The sequence below is a fragment of the Streptomyces sp. NPDC097107 genome (genome assembly GCF_044762405.1).
Lineage (GTDB): Bacteria > Actinomycetota > Actinomycetes > Streptomycetales > Streptomycetaceae > Streptomyces > Streptomyces thinghirensis.
In genome coordinates this window covers 566,727-590,287 of the sequence record NZ_JBIWEF010000003.1, presented here as the reverse complement: position 1 = coordinate 590,287, position 23,561 = coordinate 566,727, and the positions used below count along the sequence as shown (strand labels likewise).

General features: G+C 72.1%; 14 protein-coding genes. 6 read left to right on the top strand and 8 right to left on the bottom strand.

All coding sequences use genetic code 11. The annotated features are described in order from the left end of the window. Positions 1-37 precede the first annotated feature (37 nt). From ACIQ1J_RS09975 to ACIQ1J_RS09960, 4 genes are read right to left on the bottom strand one after another with little or no spacing between them, the layout of a single operon-like run. Positions 38-826, bottom strand: a complete 789-nt coding sequence (locus ACIQ1J_RS09975; RefSeq protein WP_403555719.1) for an MTAP family purine nucleoside phosphorylase — start codon at positions 824-826, stop codon at positions 38-40. Positions 827-830: 4 nt separating this feature from the next. Continuing rightward, positions 831-2,264 (bottom strand): radical SAM domain-containing protein, encoded by a 1,434-nt coding sequence (locus ACIQ1J_RS09970; protein WP_403555717.1) that lies wholly within the window; start codon positions 2,262-2,264, stop codon positions 831-833. Then, complete coding sequence (locus tag ACIQ1J_RS09965) at positions 2,264-2,725, bottom strand: MauE/DoxX family redox-associated membrane protein (RefSeq protein WP_403555715.1); 462 nt, start codon at positions 2,723-2,725, stop codon at positions 2,264-2,266. Before ACIQ1J_RS09965 ends, ACIQ1J_RS09970 begins: the two co-directional genes overlap by 1 nt. Beyond that, positions 2,722-4,131 carry a dihydrolipoyl dehydrogenase family protein gene (locus ACIQ1J_RS09960; protein WP_403555713.1) on the bottom strand — a complete coding sequence of 470 codons (1,410 nt, stop codon included), beginning with the start codon at positions 4,129-4,131 and terminating at the stop codon, positions 2,722-2,724. Before ACIQ1J_RS09960 ends, ACIQ1J_RS09965 begins: the two co-directional genes overlap by 4 nt. A 261-nt stretch (positions 4,132-4,392) precedes the next feature. Between ACIQ1J_RS09960 and ACIQ1J_RS09955 the strand changes: the two genes are divergently transcribed. The 5 genes from ACIQ1J_RS09955 (at position 4,393) to ACIQ1J_RS09935 (ending at position 8,692) form a co-directional block, all read left to right on the top strand. Beyond that, positions 4,393-5,172 (top strand): class I SAM-dependent methyltransferase, encoded by a 780-nt coding sequence (locus tag ACIQ1J_RS09955; RefSeq protein WP_403555711.1) that lies wholly within the window; start codon positions 4,393-4,395, stop codon positions 5,170-5,172. Further along, positions 5,169-5,939 carry a TVP38/TMEM64 family protein gene (locus tag ACIQ1J_RS09950; RefSeq protein ID WP_403555709.1) on the top strand — a complete coding sequence of 257 codons (771 nt, stop codon included), beginning with the start codon at positions 5,169-5,171 and terminating at the stop codon, positions 5,937-5,939. The genes ACIQ1J_RS09955 and ACIQ1J_RS09950 overlap by 4 nt, the downstream gene beginning before the upstream one ends. 256 nt (positions 5,940-6,195) lie before the next feature. After that, the gene (locus ACIQ1J_RS09945) at positions 6,196-7,275 is read left to right on the top strand and encodes a methyltransferase domain-containing protein (RefSeq protein WP_403555707.1); all 1,080 of its coding nucleotides are present in this window, start codon (positions 6,196-6,198) and stop codon (positions 7,273-7,275) included. A 539-nt stretch (positions 7,276-7,814) separates the two neighbouring features. Continuing rightward, a complete protein-coding gene (locus ACIQ1J_RS09940) occupies positions 7,815-8,372 on the top strand; it encodes an RNA polymerase sigma factor (protein WP_403555705.1) in 558 nt (185 codons plus the stop codon). 50 nt (positions 8,373-8,422) lie between these two features. Continuing rightward, positions 8,423-8,692, top strand: coding sequence for an anti-sigma factor family protein (locus ACIQ1J_RS09935; protein WP_403555703.1), 270 nt, complete (start codon positions 8,423-8,425; stop codon positions 8,690-8,692). Between the two features lie 245 nt (positions 8,693-8,937). Here ACIQ1J_RS09935 and ACIQ1J_RS09930 read toward each other — a convergent pair whose 3' ends face one another. Both ACIQ1J_RS09930 and ACIQ1J_RS09925 read right to left on the bottom strand, forming a co-directional pair. After that, positions 8,938-9,147: a hypothetical protein gene (locus ACIQ1J_RS09930; protein ID WP_403555701.1), complete on the bottom strand. Its 210-nt coding sequence runs from the start codon at positions 9,145-9,147 to the stop codon at positions 8,938-8,940. 123 nt (positions 9,148-9,270) lie between these two features. Next, complete coding sequence (locus ACIQ1J_RS09925; RefSeq protein ID WP_121745287.1) at positions 9,271-9,483, bottom strand: MbtH family protein; 213 nt, start codon at positions 9,481-9,483, stop codon at positions 9,271-9,273. Between the two features lie 88 nt (positions 9,484-9,571). On the opposite strand from ACIQ1J_RS09925, the gene ACIQ1J_RS09920 reads away from it, so the two are divergent. Continuing rightward, on the top strand, positions 9,572-10,663 hold the full coding sequence (locus ACIQ1J_RS09920) for an alpha/beta hydrolase-fold protein (protein ID WP_403555698.1): 1,092 nt from the start codon (positions 9,572-9,574) through the stop codon (positions 10,661-10,663). 114 nt (positions 10,664-10,777) lie between these two features. Here the strand turns inward: ACIQ1J_RS09920 and ACIQ1J_RS09915 are convergent, their stop codons facing one another. Continuing rightward, the gene (locus ACIQ1J_RS09915; protein WP_403555696.1) at positions 10,778-12,478 is read right to left on the bottom strand and encodes an ABC transporter ATP-binding protein; all 1,701 of its coding nucleotides are present in this window, start codon (positions 12,476-12,478) and stop codon (positions 10,778-10,780) included. Further along, on the bottom strand, positions 12,465-23,510 hold the full coding sequence (locus ACIQ1J_RS09910) for an amino acid adenylation domain-containing protein (RefSeq protein WP_403555694.1): 11,046 nt from the start codon (positions 23,508-23,510) through the stop codon (positions 12,465-12,467). Before ACIQ1J_RS09910 ends, ACIQ1J_RS09915 begins: the two co-directional genes overlap by 14 nt. Positions 23,511-23,561: the final 51 nt, after the last annotated feature.

The following is a 23,561-nucleotide window of genomic DNA, read 5'->3' as shown; positions in this document are numbered from 1 at the left end:
ACCAGGATCGCAGAGGTGCCCCCGTGGCCGACGGCGCTCACGTGTCGAACCGGTAGACGAAACCGGCCCCGCTGACGGCGCTCAGGGAAGGCAGCGCGTGCCCTGCCAGTGCCGCGAAGACCTCCTTGCTCACCTCCATGCGCTCCAGCAACGCCTGTACCGGTTCCGGTTCGGGGGCGACGCCGTTGGCGTAGTCGGTGACGAAACCCACCAGCGCCATGGGCAGCTCGGCCTCACCGGCCAGCACGACCTCCGGTCCCGCGGTCTGGCTGACGGCACTGACCCCGGCCGAGACCAGCGCGGCCACCTCCGGACGCGAGTTGAAACGGGGGCCGTCGACGTGCCCGTACACGCCCTGCGTCGCGACCGGGACCCCGCTCTGCCCGGCGGCCGTGATCAGCGCTTGGCGCAGCGGTTCGCTGAAGGGCTTCTCGAAGATCCAGTGGCCGCGGCCGGCCTCTCCGGGGGTGTCGTACCAGGTGCAGGGGGTCCCGTCGGGCAGCCGGTTCGCGGGGAAGTACAGGTCGTCGAAGACCACCAGCGAGCCCGGCGGCAGGTCCGGGTCGAGGGAGCCGCAGACGGTGAAGGAGACGACGGCGTCCGTCTTGCAGGCCAGCAGGGCGGCGAGGTTCGCCTTGTGGCCGACCTGGTTGGAGAGCCGGTGGTGACCGGCGCCGTGCCGGGACAGCTGGACGATCTCCGCGTCCCCCAGGCGTCCTTCGGTGACAGTGACCTCGCCGTGGTCCGTGACGACGGTCCGCTCCGCGGCCCCTTCCAGGTGGGGCCAGTCGTAGCTGCCGGAGCCGGTGATCACACCTATGCGCATGGAGCTACTTCTCCTTCGGTGACGTGCCGGACGCACGGTCGGTGGTGGTGCGGACTTCGACGATCGGGAGCAGGGTGCGCAGCGCCGCGTTCTCGGCGGGGTCGAGTACGGCGTGCTGCACGCAGGCGGGGACCAGGGTGCCGGTGTCGGGGTGGGCCATGGCGTAGTGGCAGGCGGCCAGCCGCTCCTGGGTCTCCAGCACTTCCGGGTCCTTGGCCTCTTCGCCGCGCTGCATCATCTCCCAGGCAGGGGCGACGACGTTGGCGTCCATGAACTGGTGCATGACGAAGGTGACCGGGCGCGCCCGCATCCGGTGGCGGACCAGCCTCAGCAGTCCGACGCGGCGGGCGGTGCGGGTCAGCCAGCGCAGTCCTGTCACCGCGGTGGACGGGTGGCGGGCCACCACCCGCAGGACCCTGGCGGAGAGGAGGGCGGGCGGTGTGCCGGTGAAGGTCACCCGTCCGAAGTAGCGGAAGAACGCGTCGCGTACGGCGAGGTCGCGCGGGTCGTCGCCGTCGAGGAACGGGTACCACCGGCGGCCGGTGTAGAAGCCGTAGGCGGTGCGGTTGCAGCGTACGTCGCCGTTCTCGAAGACCCGGTAGTCCAGGCGGGTTCCGGCGCCGCGTTCGATCTCCGCCCACACCGCGTCGGGGGTCGCCTCGCGGTATTTCTCCTTCCAGCGGCGGTCGTCGCCGAGGAAGGCGGCGGGCTGGAAGGAGAACATGCCGTAGCCCATGGCGTGGCAGTCGCGGATCACGCCGGCGACCTCGTCGAGGTTGCCCGGGGTGACGGTCATGTTGTGGGCGACGAAGAACCGCACCCCGTGCTCGCGCCGAAGTCGGGCGAACATGGCGGCGAACCGCGCCCGGTACGGGTTCAGCGACTGCTCGTCGGGCGGGCGTTCGATGCCGCGTCGGCCGTACATGAACTTGTCGAAGTGCGCGGCGAAGGACAGCCGGTCGAAGCGCCGTGTGCCGTCCGGGTCGAGTGCGAGCTGGGTGAGGTAGTCGTCGTCGAAGTCGCCGTGGGTGAAGCTCATCGGTTCCCGGCCGTGCTCCCGCATGATCGCCAGCGCGGTGGCGTGGTCGTCGGGGGTGAGCAGGCTGACCTCGCCGCCGATGAGCTGGGTGTGGGCGCGCGGACCGCGCAGCTCACGCAGCAGTCCCAGTTGTGCGGCGAGCTGTTCGTGGGTGTGCGGGCCGTCGACGCGTACCTGGTTGGCGTCCCGGGAGTGGTAGCAGGGGGTGCACTTGAGGTTGCACTTGGGGAAGATGCCGTGGGTGCCCTCGCAGCCGACGCCGTGCCGGCCGAGGATCTGGCCGGGTGTCTTGGCTGCCTCGGGGAGTTCCGCCCAGCGGCGCTCCATGGCCGTGGCGAACTCGGTGTCGTAGGGACGGGTGGCGTATGCGAGGTCGCGCAGTGCCGCGATGATCCGCATCAGTGGTTCTCCTGCGCTGTGGGGGCTGCCGTCGAGGTTCGGTCAGTGAGGGGGTCGGGCCGGGCCCGACGCACTGCGCGCCACAGCAGCCAGGCGTACAGCAGCATCAGCGCGTCCTCGACCAGGACGTACCAGCGCAGCGGCTGGGCGAGGTACGTCCCGAAGCAGCCGCAGTTGTCGAGGTCGAGTCCGCGCGCGAACGCCTGGGCGGCCAGCACCGACCACACCACGGCGACACCCGCGTACAGCCAGACGGGCGTGATGGCGCGGGAGCGGGGCCGGGCGAGGAACCAGCCGGCCGTCACCGCCTCAGCGCCGACCAACGCCATGGCCAGAGCGGTCGAGGCCGCTTTGGACGTCAGGCCGTAGGTGGTCAGGATGGCGGGCATCGCGTCGAACGAGGCGAGCTGGCCCAGCGCCATCGCCGCGAGGACGGACCCCACAACGACGCGGAGGATCACCGGATCACCCCTCTGCGGAGCTTCAGCAGCGCGCCGATGGGCCCGCTGCCCCGGGCCAGGCGGGCGTAGACATCGGCCAGGGCCGTGTGCCAGGGCCCGTCGGCGTACGTGGGATAGGGGTGCACGGTGCGCGCGTAGTCCGAGGGCGTCCAGCCCAGGCGCACCGCCGCCGCCAGATGGGCGATGGTCTCCCCCGCCCTCGGCGACACCACCGTGGCTCCGACGATCTTCCCGCGCGGGCCCAGCACCAGGGTGGTGAAGCCCTCGGTGCGGCCGTCGGCGACCGCCCGGTCGACCCGGTCGTTCTCCAGCGTGTGGACGCGTGCGCTGTCGCCGTACTCTTCGCGCGCCTCGTCGGCGGTGAGGCCGACCCGGGCGATCTCGGGATCGGTGAACGTCACCCGGGGCACCGCGCGATAGTCGACGGGGCGCCGCACCCCCAGCAGAGCGTCGGCGGCGACCGCTCCGCCCTGTGCGCCGCCCAGGTGGGTGAACGCGGAACGGCCGGTCACGTCACCGGCGGCGTAGATCCGGTGGTTGGTGGTACGCAGCCGGTCGTCGGTGCGGACGTGTCCGGTGTCGGTCAGCTCCACACCGGCCGATGCCAGGCCGAGCCCCTGGACGTTGGCACGGCGGCCCGTGACGGCCAGCAGCGCGTCGTACGGGAGAGGGCCACCGGGTCCGTGGACGGCACCGGCGTCGACACTTTCGGCACGGTGGCCGGTCAGCACGGTGACGCCCTCGGCCTCCAGTCGCTCGCGCAGCGCCTGTGCCGCCCGGGGCTCCTCGCGGGGCACCAGGCGGTCCATCGCCTCCACGAGGGTGACCTGCGAGCCGAGCCGGGCGAACGCCTGCCCCAGCTCGCAGCCGATGGGCCCGCCGCCCAGCACCACCAGGCTGCGCGGGAGTTCGGACAACTCCCACACGGTGTCGCTGGTCAGCGGCCCGGCCTCGGCCAGGCCGGGGACCGGTGCCAGGACCGGCGAGGAGCCCGTGGCGATCAGCGCGTACCGGAAGGAAACCTCCTGCTCGCCTGCGGTCAGGTTTCCCGGGCCGGTGAACGCCGCCGCGCCGTGGAGGACGTCGACTCCGTACGGGGCGAGCGCTTCGGCCGAGTCGTGCGGTTCGATCGCGCCGATCGCCCGTTTCACCTCCGCCATGGCCGCCGTGAGGTCGGCCGGGCCGGTCACCGGCGGGAGCCCGTAGGCAGCGGCTCGGCGGGCCGCCTGGACGTCGGCGGCGACGTGCAGCAGTGCCTTGCTCGGTACGCACCCCGTCCACAGACAGTCTCCGCCCAGCCGGTCCCGCTCGACGAGCAGCGTCCGGGCGCCGAAGCGCCCGGCGGTGCGGGCCGCGGTCAGGCCGGCGCTTCCGCCGCCGATGACCACCAGGTCGTACCTGTTCATGGTGCGGGCTCTCTCCAGTCGGTGCACCGCCGTGGGACGGGCGGCGTGCGATCGTGGCACGTGGGGGAAACCCGCTGACACAGCCGGGTCCTTCCCTTTCCCAGCCCCACGATCACGGTCACGATGGCCCTCCCGCGTCATCCGTGCGGGACCGGCGTGTCCAAAACGGAATGGGGGACCGGCCCGACAGGGTTCCCGACGCAAAGCGCAGGGGGCGAGCAGCCCCACGGATCGGAAGAACGGAAGAGGGGCGAAGGCTGGATGGACGAACCCGGCTGGCGGCGCTTCATCGCCACCTACCACCAGGCGCACCCCGGGATCACCGAGCAGCTCTTCGCCCTGGCCGATACCTCCCCCTACGCCTGGCTGGCCGAACCGCTGCGCGGTATCGAGGGCACGGTCCTCGATCTGGCCTGCGGCTCGGCACCCACCCGTCAGGAACTGCCGGACGCCGACTGGGTCGGAATCGACCTGTCGGCGGCAGAACTCGCCGAAGCGGCCCGCCGGGGCCGCGGACCGCTGATCCGGGCCGGTGCGGACGCGCTCCCGGCCTCCTCCGGGAGCACCGGGGCGGTCTGCGCGGCCATGTGCCTGCCGGTCGTCACCCCCCTGCCGCAGGTCCTCGGGGAGATCCGGCGCGTACTGCGGCCCGGCGGGATGGTCGCGGCGCTGGTGCCCTCCCAGTCCGGGCTCTCCCCGTCCGGCATGCTCGGCTGGCTCCGGGTGATGGCAGCCCTGCGCGCCCTGCGCCAGCCGTGGCCCAACCCGCAGGCCCGCGACGGGCTGCCCGCCGCGCTGCGCACGGCGGGCTTTCGCGTCCGCACGGACGAGCGGCGCGTCTTCACCCTCGCCATCGACTCGGCCGACGCGGCGGCCCTGCTGGCCGACGCCCTGTATCTGCCCGGTCTGACACCGGAGCGCTCCCAGGCCGCCAAGCGTTCCCTGGCACGGTGGGCGGCCCCAGGGCGACGCCTGGAGCTGCCACTGCGCCGCGTGGTGGCCGAACTTGCCGCCGCCCCACCGTCACAGGAGCCGCTATGAACCACCAGTCAATCCCCTCCTCCGCTACCGAGCCCACGCTGCCCGGCACCGGCGCGGGTTCCGGCGCGGGGCCGGACGGGGTGGAGCGGAGGCCGGCGCGCGCGGCGTGGATACGGCTGGCCTTCCTCGTGGTCCTGTTGGCCGCGCTCGGGGCCTGGGTGGCGCTGGGAGGCGGGGACCTGCTGCGTGACGTGCGCCAGTGGGTCGGCTCGCTCGGCATGTGGGGGCCGGTCGTCTTCTCTGTCTGCTACGCCCTGGCCGTCACGGCACTGCTGCCCGGCTCTGTACTGACCGCCTCCGCGGGGGCGCTGTTCGGGCTGCCGCTGGGGGTGGCGGCCGTGCTCGTGGGAGCGACGGCGGGTGCGGCCATGTCGTTCGGTCTCGCCCGCTGGCTGGGGCGTCCGGTCGTTTCCCGCTGTGCCGGGTCGGGGCGGCTGGCCCGGCTGGACGCCTACCTGACACGCCGCGGGTTCGTGGCCGTGCTGCTCGTGCGGCTGGTGCCGCTGTTTCCCTTCTCGGTGGTCAACTACGGGGCGGGGGTGGCCGGTGTCCGCTTCCCCTCCTATGTGACGGCCACGGCCCTGGGCATCATCCCGGGCACGATCGTCTACACCGGGCTCGGCGGGTCCCTGGGTGACCCCGGCTCGCCGGGGCTGTGGATCGCGCTGGGTGCTCTGCTCGTGCTGAGCGCGGGCGGCTGGTGGGCGGCAGGGCTGGTCCGCTCCCGCAGCGTCGAAGCCGGCGGCGTGACTGAAGGTAGCCCGTGACGCCCCCGGGGGACGCCGACGGCGGACGTACCGTGAGGGAGGAAGTCCGTGCTGATGGTGGAGGAAGCCCACCGCGCCTCGGAGCGCGAAAGGCGGCGTCAGCCCTGCACACCGGTGGTTGACCGCCGCTGACCCGAGACCTGCCCGGGTCACGGCACGGCGGAGGGGGAATGGCAACCGCCGCACAGCGGGTTCCCGTCGAGGCCCCGGCGAACCACCGGCCGGGAGCACGAGAGATCACTCATCAGGGAGAGACATGGCGACGATCGACGTATCCCGGGAGCAGCAGACGCCCCTCCCGTCCGTGGCAGAATCGGTCAGGGACTACTACGGCAAGGTGCTCGCCTCCTCCGCGGACCTGAAGACCTCGGCCTGCTGCACGGACACGGCACCGCCGCCGCACCTGGCCGCGGCTCTCGCACAGGTGCACGACGAGGTCATGGAGCGTTTCTACGGCTGCGGTTCGCCCATCCCGCCCGGACTCGACGGGGCCACTGTGCTCGACCTGGGCTGCGGCAGCGGGCGGGACGTCTACGTGCTGTCCCAACTGGTCGGCCCCACCGGCCGGGTGATCGGCGTCGACATGACCGAGGAACAGCTGGCCGTGGCGCGCCGCCATCAGGACTGGCACGCCGAACGGTTCGGCCACGCCAACACCGACTTCCGCCACGGCTACATCGAAGACCTGGCCACGGCCGGTATCCCGGACGCCTCCGTGGACCTGGTGGTCTCCAACTGCGTTCTGAACCTGTCGCCGGACAAGCCGCGCGTCTTCTCCGAGATCTTCCGCGTCCTCAAGCCCGGCGGCGAGCTGTACTTCTCCGACCTTTTCGCGGACCGCCGCCTGCCCACTCCTCTCCTCGACGATCCCGTCCTCGTCGGCGAATGCCTCGCCGGCGCCCTGTACACCGAGGACTTCCGCCGCACCCTGGAACGCGCCGGCTGCCCGGACGCCCGGACCGTCACCACCTCCGCGGTGGAGATCAGCGACCCTGATATCGAGCGGAAGATCGGCTTCGCCGCCTTCACCTCCCGCACCGTCCGCGCCTTCAAGCTCCCCTTGGAGGACCGTTGCGAGGACTACGGTCAGGTCGCCGTCTACCGCGGGACCATCGCCGAGCACCCGCACGCCTTCGACCTCGACGACCACCACCGCTTCCGCGCCGGAAAGCCGATGCTCGTCTGTGGCAACACCGCCGACATGCTCGCCGCCACCCGTTACGCGGCCCACTTCACCGTCACCGGCGACAAGAGCCGCCACTTCGGCCTGTTCCCCTGCGAGCCCGTGGACGGGGCAGCCGTGCATGCCATGGGCGCATCGTCGGGTTGCTGCTGACCGGTACGCCGGGCCACCCGGATGCCCGGCCGCCAGGGCTCGCGCGGGATCGGTGAGGCTCGGTGTCCTTCAACGGCGGGGCCGGTTTCGGCCCGGCGGCGTGGTGAGGTGATCAGCCAAGCGTCGTACCCGGGCCGACGCGAGAGACGGGGGTGTCCGCTGAGGATGGTGCCGGAGGGACGCCTTGACCAGCCGCAGCAGTTGCAGACTGCCGCTGCAGCCCCAGCAGCAGGCGACGTGGGCGGCCACCCGCACGCGGTGCGCACCGGTGAGCTGCCCGTCGACGTACGCTTCCACATCACCGCGCAGCCGCACATGCCGTATCTTTTCCCGGCACTCGGCCCACACTCGCCCCGGCCCGGGAACGCGCCGCCATTTCATACAGCGGAAACCCGTCGCGCCGCACGCGGCATTCCAGCCCCCGCACAAGCTCCTCACCTGGCCGCTTACCACAGTGGCGCCCGGGGCCGGGAAGCAGAAGGATGAGGAGGATGGAATGCGGGTCCGGGAAAAGGGGTTTCCACCGTGTGGAAGACGAAGTGACAGCGCCGCCTGACCCCGCGGACCCTCGGGGTCAGGCGTTCGCCGCCTATGTGCTGCCCGAGGTGGAGGTACTGCTGCGGGTGGCGAGGACGCTGACCGCGCAGCCGGCGGATGCCGAGGACCTCGTGCAGGACACCCTTCTGCGCGCTTACCGGGCCGTGGACCGTTTCGATGGGAGGCACCCGCGCGCGTGGCTGCTGACAATCATGCGGCGGGCCGAGACCAACCGCCACCGACGCCGCCGTCCCCACCTCCTGGACGACCCGGACACCGATCTGGACCGCCTCAGCACCACGGGCCCCAGCGGGTCGGCGGAAGAGATCGTGGTGGGTGAGGCGTTCGACGAGGTGGTGGACGAGGCCCTGCGCGCGCTGCCGGACAAGCACCGGCAGGTGGTGCAGCTGGTGGACATCGACTGCCTCACCTACGCCGAGGCCGCCCACCTGCTGGACGTGCCCGAAGGCACCGTGATGAGCCGGCTGCACCGGGCACGCAAACGGATACGGGCGCGGCTGGCCACGGCCGGACTGGCACCGAAACGAGGTGTGATGTGAAGAGGCGTCCATGGTGGCGACGTGCAGCGGCCGAGCGCCGGATGAACTGCATGCAGGTCGCCCGCGTGCTGCAGTCCTACCTTGACGGCGAAACCGACGAGGTCACGGCGCGCCGGGTCTCGGCACACCTGGAGGACTGCCGCCGCTGCGGCCTGGAGGCGTCCGTCTACCAGGAGATCCACAACGCGCTGGCCCGCCGCACGGGGCCCGACAGCCAAGCGGTGGAGCGCTTGCAGGCGTTCGGCGCATCGCTCCTGAGCGATCCGCCGACCGGAGACGACGACGCGGAACACGGCACGACGCCTCCGACAGGCACCTAGTCTCTCCAGGAGGAGAGGCTTCTCGGCGGCTCCCACAAGAACAGAACGGCTTCATCACGGAACGCTTCCCAACACGGCGTGGATCGTTCCCACCGGAGAGCTGGAATACGTCACGGGCCGAGCACGGGACCGGGTATCGAGGCGCTGTAGCAGTAACTGCGCCTCGCCGAGCAGGGCCTGGCCGCGTGCCGTCGGGGCGACCGGCCGTTTGCGGTGGTTGAAGACCGCGAAGCCCGCGGCCGTCTTCAGCTCTCCAGACGCCCGTTGAGGGAGGTTCGGGGGATGCCGAGCGTGAGTGCCACCGCGCGGCGCGTGCGATATCCGGCAAGCAGCAGGGCCGTCCGAGGTTCTTCCAGTGCGCCCGCGTGCGGCTTGTGCCCGTGGTTGGCCTTGTCCGGTTCGGCGGCGGTCAGGTGGCGGCCCAGGGCCCGCTGGTCGTACCCTGCGATGCTCACCCAGGCGCCGGGCGAGCCCTTCTGGGCGACGGTCCCGCCAGACGCCCAGGTCGTGGGCGACGGGGTGGTCGGGTCCAGGGTGAGGAAGCGGGCGTTCGTCGGTCTCGTGCAGAGCGTCGGGCGTCAGGCGTCCATGGCCTCGACGAGGGAACGGGGGCGCAGATCCTTCCAGTTGGCCTCGACGAACTCCAGGCAAGCGGCCCGGCCGTTCTCCTCGAAGGCGATCGTCCACCCTCCGGGCACCTCGGCGAAGGACGGCCAGAGCGAGTACTGGCCCTCATCGTTCACGAGGACGAGGAAACGGCCGTCGGCGTCGTCGAAGGGGTTGGTGCTCATCTGCGGTGCCTCCCGAGGAATTAGGTTAGGCTCGCCTAATGGAAAATGAGCTTAGCCTTCTCACTTTCCGCTCCACAAGGAGACGTTGATGAGGTCGGTGGGGGAAGACACCTTCGCCGCGTTCGGACTGTCCGGCAGGCCCGGCTCCGACGCGTTCTGGGCGACTGCGAGGACACCCGCGTCGGTGGCCGACGGCGACGGCTGGGTGACCCTGTTCCTGCGGCGCGGGTCCGAAGCGGCGAGCATCGAATTCGAGAGCTGGTCGGAGCCGGTGCCCCTGCGCCGGTGGGGCGACACCGACTGCTGGTACGCCGAGGTGCGGATGCCCGCGCGACTGCGGGTGACGTACCGGTTCCTCGTCGAAGGCACGGCGTACGCCGACCCGTTCAACCCGGTCGGTGCGGGCGGTGACCGGTCCATCGCCGCGACCCCGGACGCCCCGGCGCAGCCGCACTGGCCGGCGGTGGCCGCCACCGACGTCCTGCCCCTCCCCCGCACCCGGCTGCGCTGGGCCGGGGGACGGCTCGGCGGGCGGCGTACCGTGCGCGTCCACCCGGCGGGCGGCGGTGGGCCCGTGGTCCTGCTGCTCGACGGGGACGACTGGCTGTACCTGCACCCCGCGACGACCGCGTTCGACTCGGCCGTCGCCTGTGGCGAGCTGCCGCCGGTCACACTCGTGTTCCTTCCGGTCAGGGACAGGACGGGCGAGTTCGGATGCCGGCCCGAACTGTGGGAGGCGGTCCGGGACGACCTGCTGCCGCTGGTCGCCGAGTCCGGCGTGCCCGCCGACCGTGACCGGCTGGTGGTCGCGGGGCAGAGCCTCGGCGGGCTGAGCGCGCTGTACGCGGCGCTCGAATTCCCGGACCTGGTGTCCCGCGTCGCCTGCCAGTCGGCGTCGTTGTGGTGGACACCCGACGCACGGAATCTGGCGGACCCGTTGAGCGGCCCGGTCGGCGGTGCCGTCGCATCGCGCCTGCGGACGCGTCCCGACCTGTCCGGTCTGCGGGTCGCCTTCGACGTGGGGGAGCACGAGACGCGGATGCTCCCCCACTGCGCCCTGGTGGAGACGCTGACCGAACAGGCCGGCGCCACCGTGCGGGTCTCTCGGTCGGCGTCGGACCACGACCGGGCGGGCTGGCGGCACGCCCTTCTCCGGGATGTCGCCTGGGCTCTCGCCTAGAAGATCGACGAAGGTCTTCTGGGTGCCGGCGGATGTTGCCGGAGTCGCGGGGCCCGGCACCGTTGCCCGGAGTCGCCCTGATCCAAATGAGACCCCCCTGGGCCTGGCCCCGCATCACCGGGCCACGGCCTTGCAGTAGTCCTCGTCGGTGGCGAGCAGGTTGCGATGCGTGTCCTCGGCGGTGATGACGCCGTCGTCCAGGACGAGGACCCGGTCGGCGGCGTCCAGGAGGGCGGGGCTGCTGGTGATCACGACGGTGGTGCGGCCCCGGCGCAGCTTCGCGACGTTACGCGCGATGAGCTGCTCGGTGACCGCGTCGACGGCCGTCGTCGGGTCGCGCAGCACGAGGACGTCGGTGTCCGCGGCGAGGGCGCGGGCCAGGGACAGTCGTTGGCGCTGCCCGCCGGAGAGGTTCGCGCCGCGGTCGCGGACGGGATGGTCGAGCCCTTCGCGGTGCAGGGCGACGACGTCGGTCAGCATGGACGCCACGACGGCCTCGGGGACCGTCCGGCTGGTGCCCGACGGGTCGATGTTCGTACGGAGTGTGCCCGCGAAGATCTCCCCGTCGTACGGGTTCACCAGCATGTGCTCACGGACCGCCTCGGTCGACAGGTCCGCGAGGTCCCGGCCGCCGACCCGCACCGCTCCCTCGTACGCGTCGGGCGGGACGTTCAGGGCCAGGACCGCCGCGAGGTCGGCCGCCGCGCGCGGCTGGTAGGCGGCGACGGCCACGAACTCGCCCGCGGCCACCTGGAACCTCACCTTGCGCAGGGATCCGTGGCGCACGCAGTCCACCTCGAGGTCCCGGCCCGCGGCCGGGTGCTCCGGGCCCGGGGCCGTCACCGGGGGCGCGGTCAGGACCAGCGCCATCCGCTCGGCCGACGCGCGCGCGATCATCACGTACTTCGGCATCTCCGAGAACAGCTTGAGCGGTTCCATGATGAACTGCGCGAGTCCCACCGCCATGACGAGTTCGCCGATGTTGATCCGGCCCTCGAACGCCAGCCAGCCCGCCGTCAGCGTCACGGCGGTGGCGAGGACAGCGTTGAGGGCCAGTGCGGTGCCCGCGTAGACACCGTTCACCCTGGCGACGGTGACCGACTGCTGCTTCGCCTCCGTGCTGACCTTCCGATAGGACCGGAACGCCGCGTCGTTGCCGCCGAAGCCGTGCAGCGGGCGCAGGCCGATGATGAGGTCGGCGACCTTCGCGCCGGCCCGTGCCACCCGGGCCTGCTGTTCGCGGGTGCTGGAGCCGATCCTCCGGGACATCACACTCAGGATCGACAGGATCGCGACGGTGCCCACGATCACCAGCAGGCCCAGCCGGAGGTCGGCCAGGCCCAGCGCGACCGCCGCGATCACCACCGCGACCAGTGAGCTGACCAGCAGCGGCACCACCTCGATGATGTCGGCGGTCTGGTCGGCGTCCTCCGTGGCGATGGTCAGCACCTCGCCCGACTTGAGGTCGACGTCCCTGGCCACCGGCTGGAGTCCGCAGGCCGCGACCCGTACCCGCCAGCGGTGCGCCTCGGTCGTGTTGGCCTTCTGCAGGATGCGCATCCCGAACCGCCAGGACAGCGACACGGTGGTGATGATCACGGCCAGCGCGGCGATCGAGACGCCGAGCGAGCCGGGGCTCCGGTCGCGCATCGTGTGTTCGACGATCAGGCCGAGGGCGATCGGGAAGGCGGTCTCGCCGGCCTGGTACAGGCCCATGAGGACGGTACCCCCGGCCATGGCGCCGATGTTGCGGCGCAGCGCGGTGCGCAGGATGTCGGACCCCGGGCGGGGCCGCTGGGCGTCAGGAGTTGTCATCGAGGTGGCGGGCAATCGCTTCCGGGGTTCGCAGGGTGAACAGATCACGGATCGTGATCACAGGACCGTACTCCCGGCGGAGCAGCCCGGTCAGCCGCACCGCCAGCATGGAGTGCCCTCCGAGGGAGACGAAGTCGCTGACCGCGCTCACCTCGTCGTCGTCCAGGTCCAGTGCCTCGGCGAAGAACTCGCACACCGTGATTTCGGTTCCGGTCTCCGGGCTCCGCTCCTCCGCCGTGGTCAGCGCGCCCAGCGGCTTGGCCTCCGGCAACGCCTTGGTGTCGGCCTTCCCGTTCACCGTCAGCGGGATGCCGTCGACCTGGGCGTAGTGCGTAGGGCGCAGGAAGTCCGGCAGTCCGGCGCCCACTTCGGCGGCGACCTCGGCAAGGCCGGACCCGTCCAGTACGAGGTAGGCGGCCAGCCGGTACGCACCGTCGACCTGCGGATCGGGCTGGGCGAGGGCGGCGACGAACCGCACCGCCGGGTGCGCCGCGAAGGCGGCCTCGACCTCGCCCGGTTCGACCCGGTGCCCCCGGATCTTGACCTGCTGGTCGGTGCGGCCCAGGTACGTCAGGTTGCCGTCGGGTCGTCGGACGACCAGGTCTCCGGTGCGGTACATGCGCTCGCCGGGTGCACCGAACGGGCACGCGACGAAGCGGTGCGCGGTCTGGGCGGGCTGCCCGAGATAGCCCCGTGCGATGCCGATGCCGGACACGTACAGCTCTCCGGGAACGCCGTCCGGCAGGGGCCGCAGCCACGGGTCCAGGACGTACACGTCCGTGTTGTCGATCGCCACTCCCACCACCGGGTCCTGGCATTCGAAGGTGCCGACTCCGAGGGTGTTGATGGTGTACTCGGTGGGTCCGTACAGGTTGTAGCCGACGGTTCCCTCGGTCTCGGCGAGCCGCTGCCACAGCGCCGGGGTGACGGCCTCGCCGCCCAGCAGCACCAGCGCCGGCCGGCGTGCCGGGTTGTCGAGCAGGCCCTCGGCCACCAGTTGCTGCGCGTAGGTCGGGGTCACGTTGATCACGTCGATCCCGTGTTCGAGGCAGTACTCGACCAGCCTGGGCGCGTCACGGCGCAGTTCCTCGTCGCAGATGTGCACCTCGTGGCCGTCGGCGAGCCACAGCAGTTCCTCCCACGACATGTCGAACGCGAACGACACGGTGTGCGCGATCCGGAAGACCCGGTGCCCGTGCGCCGACAGCACCGGTTCGAAGATCCGGCGCTGGTGGTTGACCAGCATGTTGGTGAGTCCGGCGTACTCGGTCACCACGCCCTTGGGCCTCCCGGTCGATCCGGAGGTGTAGATCGTGTACGCGGGGTGCCGCAGCCGGTTCGGGTCGTCCGGCGTGAACGTCACGAACGGCTCGGCCGCGGGCAGCGGACGGTCCAGCTCGATCAGGTCGCCGGTCAGCCGGGGCGACACGGCGCTCACGGTGACGATCACGTCCGGGCCGGCGTCCGCGACGATCGCGGCGATCCGCTCGTCCGGGTGGTCCAGCTCCAGCGGCACGTACGCGGCGCCGACGCGCAGTACGGCGAACAGCGCCACGATCGAGTCGAGGGAGCGCGGGATCGCGAGACCCACCGTCGCCTCGGGGCCGATGCCGCGCCGGGCCAGTACTCCCGCCACCGCGCGGCTGCGGTCCCGCAGTTCGGCGAAGGTCATGTGCGAGCCGTGGGCGACGAGCGCGACGCGCCGCGGGTCGCGGTCCGCGGCACGGTCGAACCGGTCGACGACGGTGTCCGTGCCGACGTCGGTGCGCGCTGCGGGCTCCGGTTCCGGGCCCGGGCCCCGCAGCGCTCCGACCGGCCCGGCCGACCGGGCCAGTTCGTCGAGTACGCGCAGGTAGTCGTCGAGGAGACGACGGGCCCTGGCCGTGTCGTCGTCGCGGTACTCCAGCTTGACGGTGAGCCTGTCGCCCGGTGTGACGACCCAGGTGAACGGATAGTGGGTGGAGTCGTCGGCCTTCACCGAGGTGATGCCGTGCCTGGCGTTCATGTCGGCGAAGGCGTCCAGGTCCAGGAAGTTCTGGAGGACGAACAGGTTGTCGAAGAGGGTGTCGTGCCCGCCGGCCCGCTGGATCTCGCCGAGACCGAGGTGCTCGTGGTCCATGGCCTCGGCCCTGGCTCTCTGGACGGCCGTCAGGTACTCCTGGACCGTCTGGTCCGGCCGGGCTCGCGTCCACATGGGCACGGTGTTGAGCAGTACGCCGACGATGCCGGAGAGTCCCTCGCCCTCCCGGCCGGAGACGGTCACGCCGAACACGGCGTCGCCACGGCCGGTGTGTGAGCCGAGGAGGAGACCGAACGCGCCGGTCAGCACCGAGTTCAGCGTGACGCCGTGCGCCCTGGCGGTTTCCCTCAGCAGGTCCGACCGATCGACGGAGAGCGTGTGTACGAGCGCGCGCGGCAGGTCGTCGGAGAGGGACGGCGCCGGGCCGGCGAGCAGCGTCGGGCCGGGAAGGCCGGCCAGGTACCGCGCCCAGAAGCGTGCCGATTCGGCCGGGTCCTTCGCGTCGAGCGCCCGGGCATGGTCCTCGAAGCTCGGCGTGGCCACAACCGCTGCCGGCGGCTCACCCGCCAGGACGGCCTGATAGGCGTCGAACAGCTCCCGCAGCACGATCTCGCGGGACCAGCCGTCCCACAGCAGGAGGTGGTAGCTGAGGAGCAGGCCGTCGCGGTCGCCGGGCAGGCGCACCACGGTCAGCCGGATCAGGGGTGGCTCGCCCGGGTCGAACCCCGTGTCCCGGTCCCGGGCGCGCAGAGCTTCGACCTCCGCCTCCGTCGCCGTCTCGACGGCCACGACGTCGACTCGTCGGCCCGCCGCCAGGACCTGGACGGGGTTTCCCTCCTCGTCGGTGGTGAAGCCGGCGCCCACGGCCGGATGGCGCGCGATCACGTGTGCCATCGCCTCGGCCAGCGCGTCGGTGTCCAGGCGGCGGTCGAAGGTGAAGTAGCTCTGCGCCACGTAGGGTCCGGCCGAGCCCGCCATCTGGGCCTGGAAGTACAGGCCTCGCTGGAGCGGGGTGACCGGTGCGGTGCGCTCGGCCGTCGCGGCGGCGTCCGCGATCTGTTCCAGTGCGCTGTGCCAGTGCCCGGTGATCTCGTCCGGGATGCCCTCGGCGAGGGTGAAGGCCGCGTGCAGGCTGCCGGTGGCCGCGTCGGTCCACGTGTTGACCTCGACGGCGTACGGGCCGGCCTGATCGCCGCCCGTGAGGTGCGGTGCCCGGGACTCGCCGCCCCGGCCGAGGTAGTTGAACAGCACCTGCGGGCGGGCTGTCAGCAGCGGAGCCGTCTGCGGGTTGAGATACCTGAGTTGTCCGTAGGCGACGTGCGCGTGCTCGTCCGGCTGGCGTTGTGCGACCTCGCGCGCGGCAGCGAGCGGGTCGGTGTGCGCCGTGAGCCGTACGGGCGCGATGGAGGTGAACCAGCCGACCGTACGGCTGTAGTCGTGGTGCGCGAGGGCCGGAACCCGGCCGTGCCGCTCCACCTCGATGGCGAGGTCGGTGGGTGACGGCTGGATGTGTGTCAGCGCGGAACGCAGCGCGCCGCACAGCAACTCGGTGAGACCGACGCCGAGTGCGGCGGGCGCGGTGCGCGTCACGAGGTCGCTCACCTCGGGTGGGAGTACGACCGTGGTCTCGCGCGGCTCCTTCGCCGGGGGCAGCGGCGCGGGCGCCTGGAGGGTGGTGATCCAGTGGTCCAGGTCGCCGACCGCGCGGGCGGACTGGAGCGTCAGTGCTTCGGCGTACTCGGCGTAGGACGTGGTCGGGGGCGCCAGGGGGGCTCCGCGCATCGCGGTGGCCAGGTCGTCCAGCAGGACCAGCCAGGAGACGGAGTCGACGGCGAGGTGGTGCACGGTGACCACCAGGGTCCGGCTCTTCTCCAGCCAGGTGAACGCGATGACGTCCCCGGACTCGGGATCGAGCCGTCCGGCGGCTTCGTCGGCCGCGGTCGTCACGTCGATGGTGTCCGTGGCGTCGGTGGTGTCCGTGGTGTCCGTGGCGTCCGTGGCGTCCGTGGCGTCCGTCCGGGTGACGGTGGTCTCGCGTGCGGGTTCGGTGCGCAGCGACCACACCCCGTGCTCGACGCTCAGTCGCAGGCGGAGGACCGGGTGCGCGGCCACGACGGCGTGCGCGGCACGCTCGACGTCGGCGAAGCCGGTGCCCTCGGGGGCCACCAGCGCCCTGGCCTGCGCGAACCGGGCGAGTGAGCCGCCCAGTTCGCGCTGCCGCAGGACGATCGGCGTCGGCGGCAGCGGGCCGTCCGCGTGGCGGACGGGCGCGGGCGCCGGGGTCCGCGGGGTACTCGCCACCAGGTGCTCGGCGAGGGCGCGCGGGGTCCTGAGCAGGAACACGTCCCGTGGCGTGATCGGCAGTCCGAGTGCCCTCGCCCGGTTGATGACGGTGATGGCGACGATGCTGTCGCCTCCGGCGCGGAAGAAGTCGGTGTCGGGGTCGGCGTCGTGGCCGGGGAGCGTGTCGGCGAAGATCGCGACGAGGGTGGCGAGCGCGGAGTCATCGGTGTCGTCGTCCGCAGGGCCGGTGCCGCTGGTCGCGCCCCCCGTCGGGGTCGCAGGCCGATACGGCCCCGCGTCACTGAGGGGCTTACCCGCTCGCTCGGTCAGGGCCTTGCGGTCCAGCTTGCCGTTGACCGTCAGCGGCAGGACGTCCACCGGCAGCACCCGGCCCGGCACCATGTGCGCGGGCAGCTTCGTGGACAGCTGCTCGGTGAGGTCTTCGGGCGCCCCGCCCACGACGTGCGCCACGAGGTGGTCGCCGCTCCCCGCGACCGTGACGGCCGCGTCGGTCACCCCGTCGAGTTCCCTGATCGCGGACTCCACCTCGCCCAGCTCGATACGGAAGCCCTTGAGCTGCACCTGGTCGTCGGCACGGCCGGTGAACTCCAGCTCGCCGTCGAGCGTACGGCGGGCGAGGTCACCCGTGTGGTACATGCGGGAGCCGTCGCCCGCGAACGGGTTCGCCACGAACCGGCCGGCGGTCAGCCCGGGCCGGCCCAGGTACCCGAGCGACACCTGGTCGCCGGCGACGTAGATGGCGCCCACCCTGCCCGGCGGCACCGGCCGGAGCCGGTCGTCGAGCAGGTAGGTGACCAGACCGGGAAGCGGACCGCCGATGGGGCCGGCGCCGCCGGAGCCGAAGTCATCGCCGGTCAGCACCCGGTGGGTGACATGGACGGTGGTCTCGGTGATGCCGTACATGTTGACCAGCTCGGGCGAACCGGTGCCGTGCCGCTCGACCCAGCCGCGCAGCCGCCCGAGGTCCAGTGCCTCGCCTCCGAAGATGATCCGCCGCAGTGCGGGCAGCGGTTCGCCGGCCTGTCGGTCGGCCTCGGTGAACCGGTAGAACGCCGACGGGGTCTGGTTGAGCACGGTCACCCCGCGCTCGCGGACCAGCCGGTGGAAATCGACCGGGGAACGGGTCAGCCCGTACTCCGGGACCAGCAGCTCGCCGCCGTGCGTCAACGCCCCCCACAGCTCCCAGACCGCGAAGTCGAAGGAGAAGGAGTGGAACTGGACCCACACGTCGTGCGGACCGAAGCCCATGTCGGCCTGTGTGTTCGCGAGCAGCGTCACCACGCTGGAGTGCGGGACGACGACACCCTTGGGTCTGCCGGTCGATCCGGAGGTGTAGATCACGTAGGCGGGGTCCGCCCAACCGGCCCCGGGCCCCGGCTCGGCGGTCGCCGCAGGGGGCGCTTCCCCCTGCGGCGAAGGGGGCGCTTCCCCCTGCACGAGAACACGCGCCGGTACGCCCGCCCGGGCCAGCAGCCGCGTGAAGCGCTCGCGCTGCTCCGGGGCCACGAACACGACCTGCGGAGCGGAGTCGGCGAGTATGTACTCCAGACGCTCGTCCGGGTACGCCAGGTCCAGGGGCATGTACGCGCCCCCCGCGCTGACGATCGCGACCAGGGCGACGACCTGCTCGACGGAGCGCGGGACCGCGACGGCGACCCGCTTGCCCGGTCCGACACCGGACGCCCGCAGTGCCGACGCCAGCGTGCCCTTCGCGTCCGCCAGTTCGCCGTAGGTCAGGGACCGGGTTCCGCCGTCGAGACCGCACTGGGTGACGGCGGTGGCGGCCGGGTCCCGTAGCGCGGCGGCGTCGAACAGAGCGGCCAGGGTCGTCGGGGGGATGGGCTCCGCACGCCGTGAGGTTCCCTCGGAGGTCAGCTCGTCGACCAGGGCGTCCGGCCGGGTGAGCAGGCCGGTGAGGGTCCGGGTGAAGGTGTGCAGGATCTCCTGGGCGCTCGCCTCCCGCAGGAGCTCGGCGTCGTAGATCAGGTTGAAGCGCGGGCGGCCGCCGGGCGTGCGCTCCACCACCAGCGTCAACGGGTAGTGGGGAGCGCCCTCGTTCACGATGCCGGTGATGACCAGCGTGTCGTCGGGCCTTCGCAGGCCGGCCACGTCGGTCGCCACGTCGAACACCACCAGGGTGTCGAACAGTGAGACGGTGCCGGCCTGGCGGGCGATGTCCGCCAGCGAGACGTGCTGGTGCGGCAGCACCGCGCTCTGGTGTGCCCTGACCGAGGCGAGCAGGTCGCGTGCGGTGCCGGTACCGGCCCACTGGGCGCGCACGGGGACCGTGTTGATCAACAGACCGACCATGTCCTCGATGCCGGGCACATCCGCGTCGCGCCCTGACACCGTGGAGCCGAACACCACGTCCCTGCCGTGCAGGATGCCGCCCAGCGTCACCGCCCAGGCGCTGTGCACGGCCACGCTCAGCGGTACGCCGGCCGACCGGGCGGCGGCGTCGATGTCGTCCTCGGGCTCCACGGAGGTGTCCGCGAACCGGTCCGACGGGGTGTGTCCCTCGGCGACCAGTGAGGGGCCGGGCAGCTCCGCGAGCTGCTCGCGCCAGACCCGGTCGCTCGCGTCGTCGTCGCGTGCGGCGAGCCGGCGGACGTGGTCGGGGAAGCCGCCGAGCACGTGCACGCTCCCCGGCGCGTGGTACTCGGCCAGCAGTGTGCGCAGCATGGGCGGCACCGACCAGCCGTCGGCGACGATGTGGTGCACGGTCTGCACCAGGACGTTCCGGCCTGGGCCCCCGCGGACGAGCGTGTACCGCATCAGCGGGCCGGTGGCCAGGTCGAAGCCGGCCCGGCGGTCCCGTTCGGCGTGGTCGCGGATCTCGTCGTCGGTGATGCCGGGGCGGTCCAGCGTGGTGAAGGGCGCCTCGACACCGCTCTCCAGCACGGACACCACACGGCCGTCGGCGAGGGCCACGAACCGCGCCGCCAGGTTCGGGTGGAGTGTGAGCAGGCGGGTGGCCGCTGCCTCGAGCCGCCCGGCGTCCACCTCGCCCTCCAGTGTCAGCAGTTGCTGTTCGACGTAGCTGCCCGTCGAGTCGTCGTCGTAGACCGAGTGGAAGTACAGACCCTCCTGCAACGGGGTCAACGGCAGGATGTCCCACAGCGCCGGGCCGTCCAGCGCGTCGACGTCGGCCTGGGTGAGTGGCACCGGAGCGAAGTCGCCGGGCGAGTGCCCGCCCCGGTCGAGCGCGGCCAGCCCGACCAGGGCCTGGCGGAAGTACTCGCCGAGCGTCGCGACGTCCTCGTCGGTGAACATCCCGTCGGGCCAGGAGATGGCGGTGACCAGCTCGTACTCGCCGGTCGACGCGGGTTCCGCGATGGCGTTGAATTCCAGGGCGCGGGGCAGGCGCATCCGCGGATCGCGCTTCTCCCCCAACTGCCCGGTGGTCCGCGCGAGTTTCCAGTCGCCCGCCGCGCCGGCGTCGAAGCGGCCCAGGTAGTTGAACAGCACCTGGGGGGCGGGCGCGGCGAACTCGGTACGGGCCAGATACCGCAGCGCGCCGTAGGAGACGCCGTTGTCCGGTACCCGGGAGAGGTCTTCCTTGACTGCCTTGAGCGCGGCGGCCAGGTACTCGGGTGCGGTGAAGTCAGGGGCCGCGCCGGGGTCCACGGTCACCGGGTACAGAGTGGTGAACCAGCCCACGGTCCGCGACAGCTCCGGCTCGAAGCCGGCCGACCGCGCGACGAACCGTCCCTCCCGGCCGTGGCCTTCCAGCTCGATGTGCGCGAACGTCTGGTCCTGGCCGAGGTCGCGGCGCCGGCGGGCGAGGGTGACGGCGAGCGCGGTCAGCAGCACGTCGTTGACGCCCGCGTGGAACTTCGCGGGTGTCTCGCTCAGCAGCGCGGCCGTGGTGCCGGCGCCGACGGAGACGGTCCGTACCCGCTCCCGGGCGACGGTGTCCGTCGCGGACAGGGCGCGCCTGCCCAGTGGTTGGTCCGCTCCCGGCAGGGGGCGCCGGAAGTAGGCGCCGTCCGCGTCGAACGCCGCGCGCTCCAGCAGCTGCGTCCAGCGCCGGAACGAGGTGCCCGCCGGGGGCAGCTCCAACGGGTCGCCCGAGGCGAACTGCCGCCATGCCGTGGCCAGGTCGTCGATCAGGACCCGCCAGGACACGCCGTCGATCACGACGTGGTGGGCCACGAGCACCAGTTGCCGTGCCTCGCGGCGCCAGACGGCGCGCAGCATCACGCCGCCCGTCGGGTCCAGCCCTTCGGTGGCCAGCTCGACGCACTCGTCGAGCGGCCGGTCGCTCTCCCGCCACCGCGCGACCGCGCGGTCCGCCTGCTCCGGCCGGTCCGCCTCCGGGATGTCGAAGCCCCAGCGGTCGCCGCGCACCAGTTTGGCCCGCAGCATGTCGTGCCGTCCGACGACGGCGGCGAGGATCTCGTCGAGGGCGTCGGCGGTCAGGTCCGCCGGGGCGTTCAGCACCACCGACTGCGCGAAGCCGTCGATCGCGTCGGTGGTCTCGCCGAGCCACTGCACGACGGGTGATCCCACGACGGGGCCGGTCGCGACGTCGCGGTGGTCCACGGTGGAGGTGTCCTCACGGCTCGCCACCGCCGCCAGTGCCCCCACGGTGCTGTGGGTGAGGATCTGCCGTGCCGTGACGTGGAGCCCCGCGTCGCGCAGCGCGCTCAGCAGCGAGATGGCCAGGATGCTGTCTCCGCCGAGCTGGAAGAAGTCCTGGTCGACACCGACCTCGTCCAGTCGCAGCAGGGTCGCGACCGCCGCGCACACCGCACGCTCGTTCTCGGTGGCGGGTGGGACGAGCGGATCCTGCCCGGTCGCGGGCTCGGGCAGCGCGTGCCGGTCCAGCTTGCCGTTCGCGGTGAGCGGGAACTCTTTCATCGCGACGATGTGGGCGGGCACCATGTACTCCACCATGTGCTCGCCGGCCCACGCCTTGACGTCGGCCGCCCGCAGGCGGTCGTGCCCCGCGGCCGGGATCACGTACCCCACCAGGTGGGTGCCGCCCGCCGCGTTCTTCTTCGCGACGACGCAGGTGTGCCGGACCCCGGGGTGCTCGGCGAGGGCGGCCTCGACGTCCTCGATCTCCAGCCGCATGCCGCGGACCTTGATCTGGTTGTCGGCCCGGCCGAGGAAGTCCAGCGAGCCGTCGGGGGCGAAGCGCGCGAGGTCACCGGTCCGGTACAGCCGGGATCCGTCATCGGCGAAGGGGTTCGCCACGAACCGGGACGCGGTCAGGGCGGGCGCTCCCACGTACCCGCGTCCCAGGAGGAACCCGCCCACGTACAGCTCGCCGCCGACGCCGACCGGGACCGGGCGCAGTGCCTCGTCCAGCACGTACAGCCGGGTGTTGGGGTTGGCCCTGCCGATCGACGTCGACAGGCGTTCCGCCGCGCCCCGGTAGATGACGTGCGAGACACCGATCGTCGTCTCGGCGGGGCCGTAGCCGTGGTACATGGGGATGTCGAGCCGGGTGCGGAACCGCTCGTACAGTTCGGGGGTCAGCACCTCGCCGCCGCACCAGACGTGCCGCAGGCTGTCGAGCCGCCCGGAGTCGCCCGACATCTCCAGCAGCACGTCCAGCATGGACGACACGAGGTAGGTGAAGGTGACGCGCTGCTCGGCGATCACGCTCAGCAGGTGGTGCGGGTCGCGTTCGCCGCCGGGACGCAGGACCACCAGCCGGGCACCGGAGACCAGCGGCAGGAAGATCTCGTTGATGGAGATGTCGAAGGACAGCGGCGCCTTGAACAGGGACACGTCGTCGTGGCCGAAGCCCAGGATCTCGTGGACCTGCCACAGCAGGCGCTCGCTGATCGCCTCGTGCCGGATCATCGCACCCTTGGGCCGCCCGGTCGAACCGGACGTGAAGATCACGTAGGCCAGGGACTCGCCGAGGACGCCGACCGGGGTCCCTTCGGCGGGGTGGGAAGCGTATCGCCAGTCGCCGAGGTCCACGGCCACGGCTTCCGGTTCGCCCGCGGCGCGCTCGCCCGAGGTGTTGAGCTGCGCCACGACCCGGGCGTCCTCGATGACGACGGCCCGGCGCGCGGCGGGCCAGTGCGGATCGAGCGGCACGAAGGCGCAGCCCGCCTGGAGCACGCCGAGCAGCCCGACCACCATGTCCGCGGAGCGCTCCAGGGAGATGCCGACGACCTGCTCGGCGGTGAGTCCGCGTCCGACCAGGTGGTGGGCCAACTGGGAGGCCAGCGCGGCTGTCTCACGGTACGTCAGTGTGCGGCGCCCGTCGACGACGGCCACGGCGTCCGGCCTGTTCCGCGCCTGTTCGCGGAACATCTCCACCAGGGTCGGGCGGCTCCGGTCGGCGTCGGTGTCGTTCCACTCGGCCAGGTCCTTCAGCCGCGCCTGCCTGCTGGACGGGCGGATGGTGCCGACGGGCCGGTCCGGGAAGTCGGCCAGGTCGTCGAGGGCTGACTGCGCGTCGTCCGGTACGACGCCTTCGGGGAGGGAGATGCTCCGCAGATCCGCTCCGACGTCCCAACCGCGGGGTGTCGCACCGCCGTTGGCGACCCAGCCGAGGACATCGGTGAACAGGGTGCCGGGGGCGAGGTCGATACCGTCGGGACTGCGGCCCGTGGCCCAGTACGACAGCCCGATGGCGCACGCCTCGGCGATGGTTCTGTCGGAGAAGTCGCCGGTGCGGCGGCGTATGTCGGTCAGGTGCCCGGGAGAAAGCAGTACGAGACGTGCGGCCGGTCCCATCATCGAAGACTCAACGCCCCTTCCAGGGAATCAACGCAGGCTAACCTAACTTAG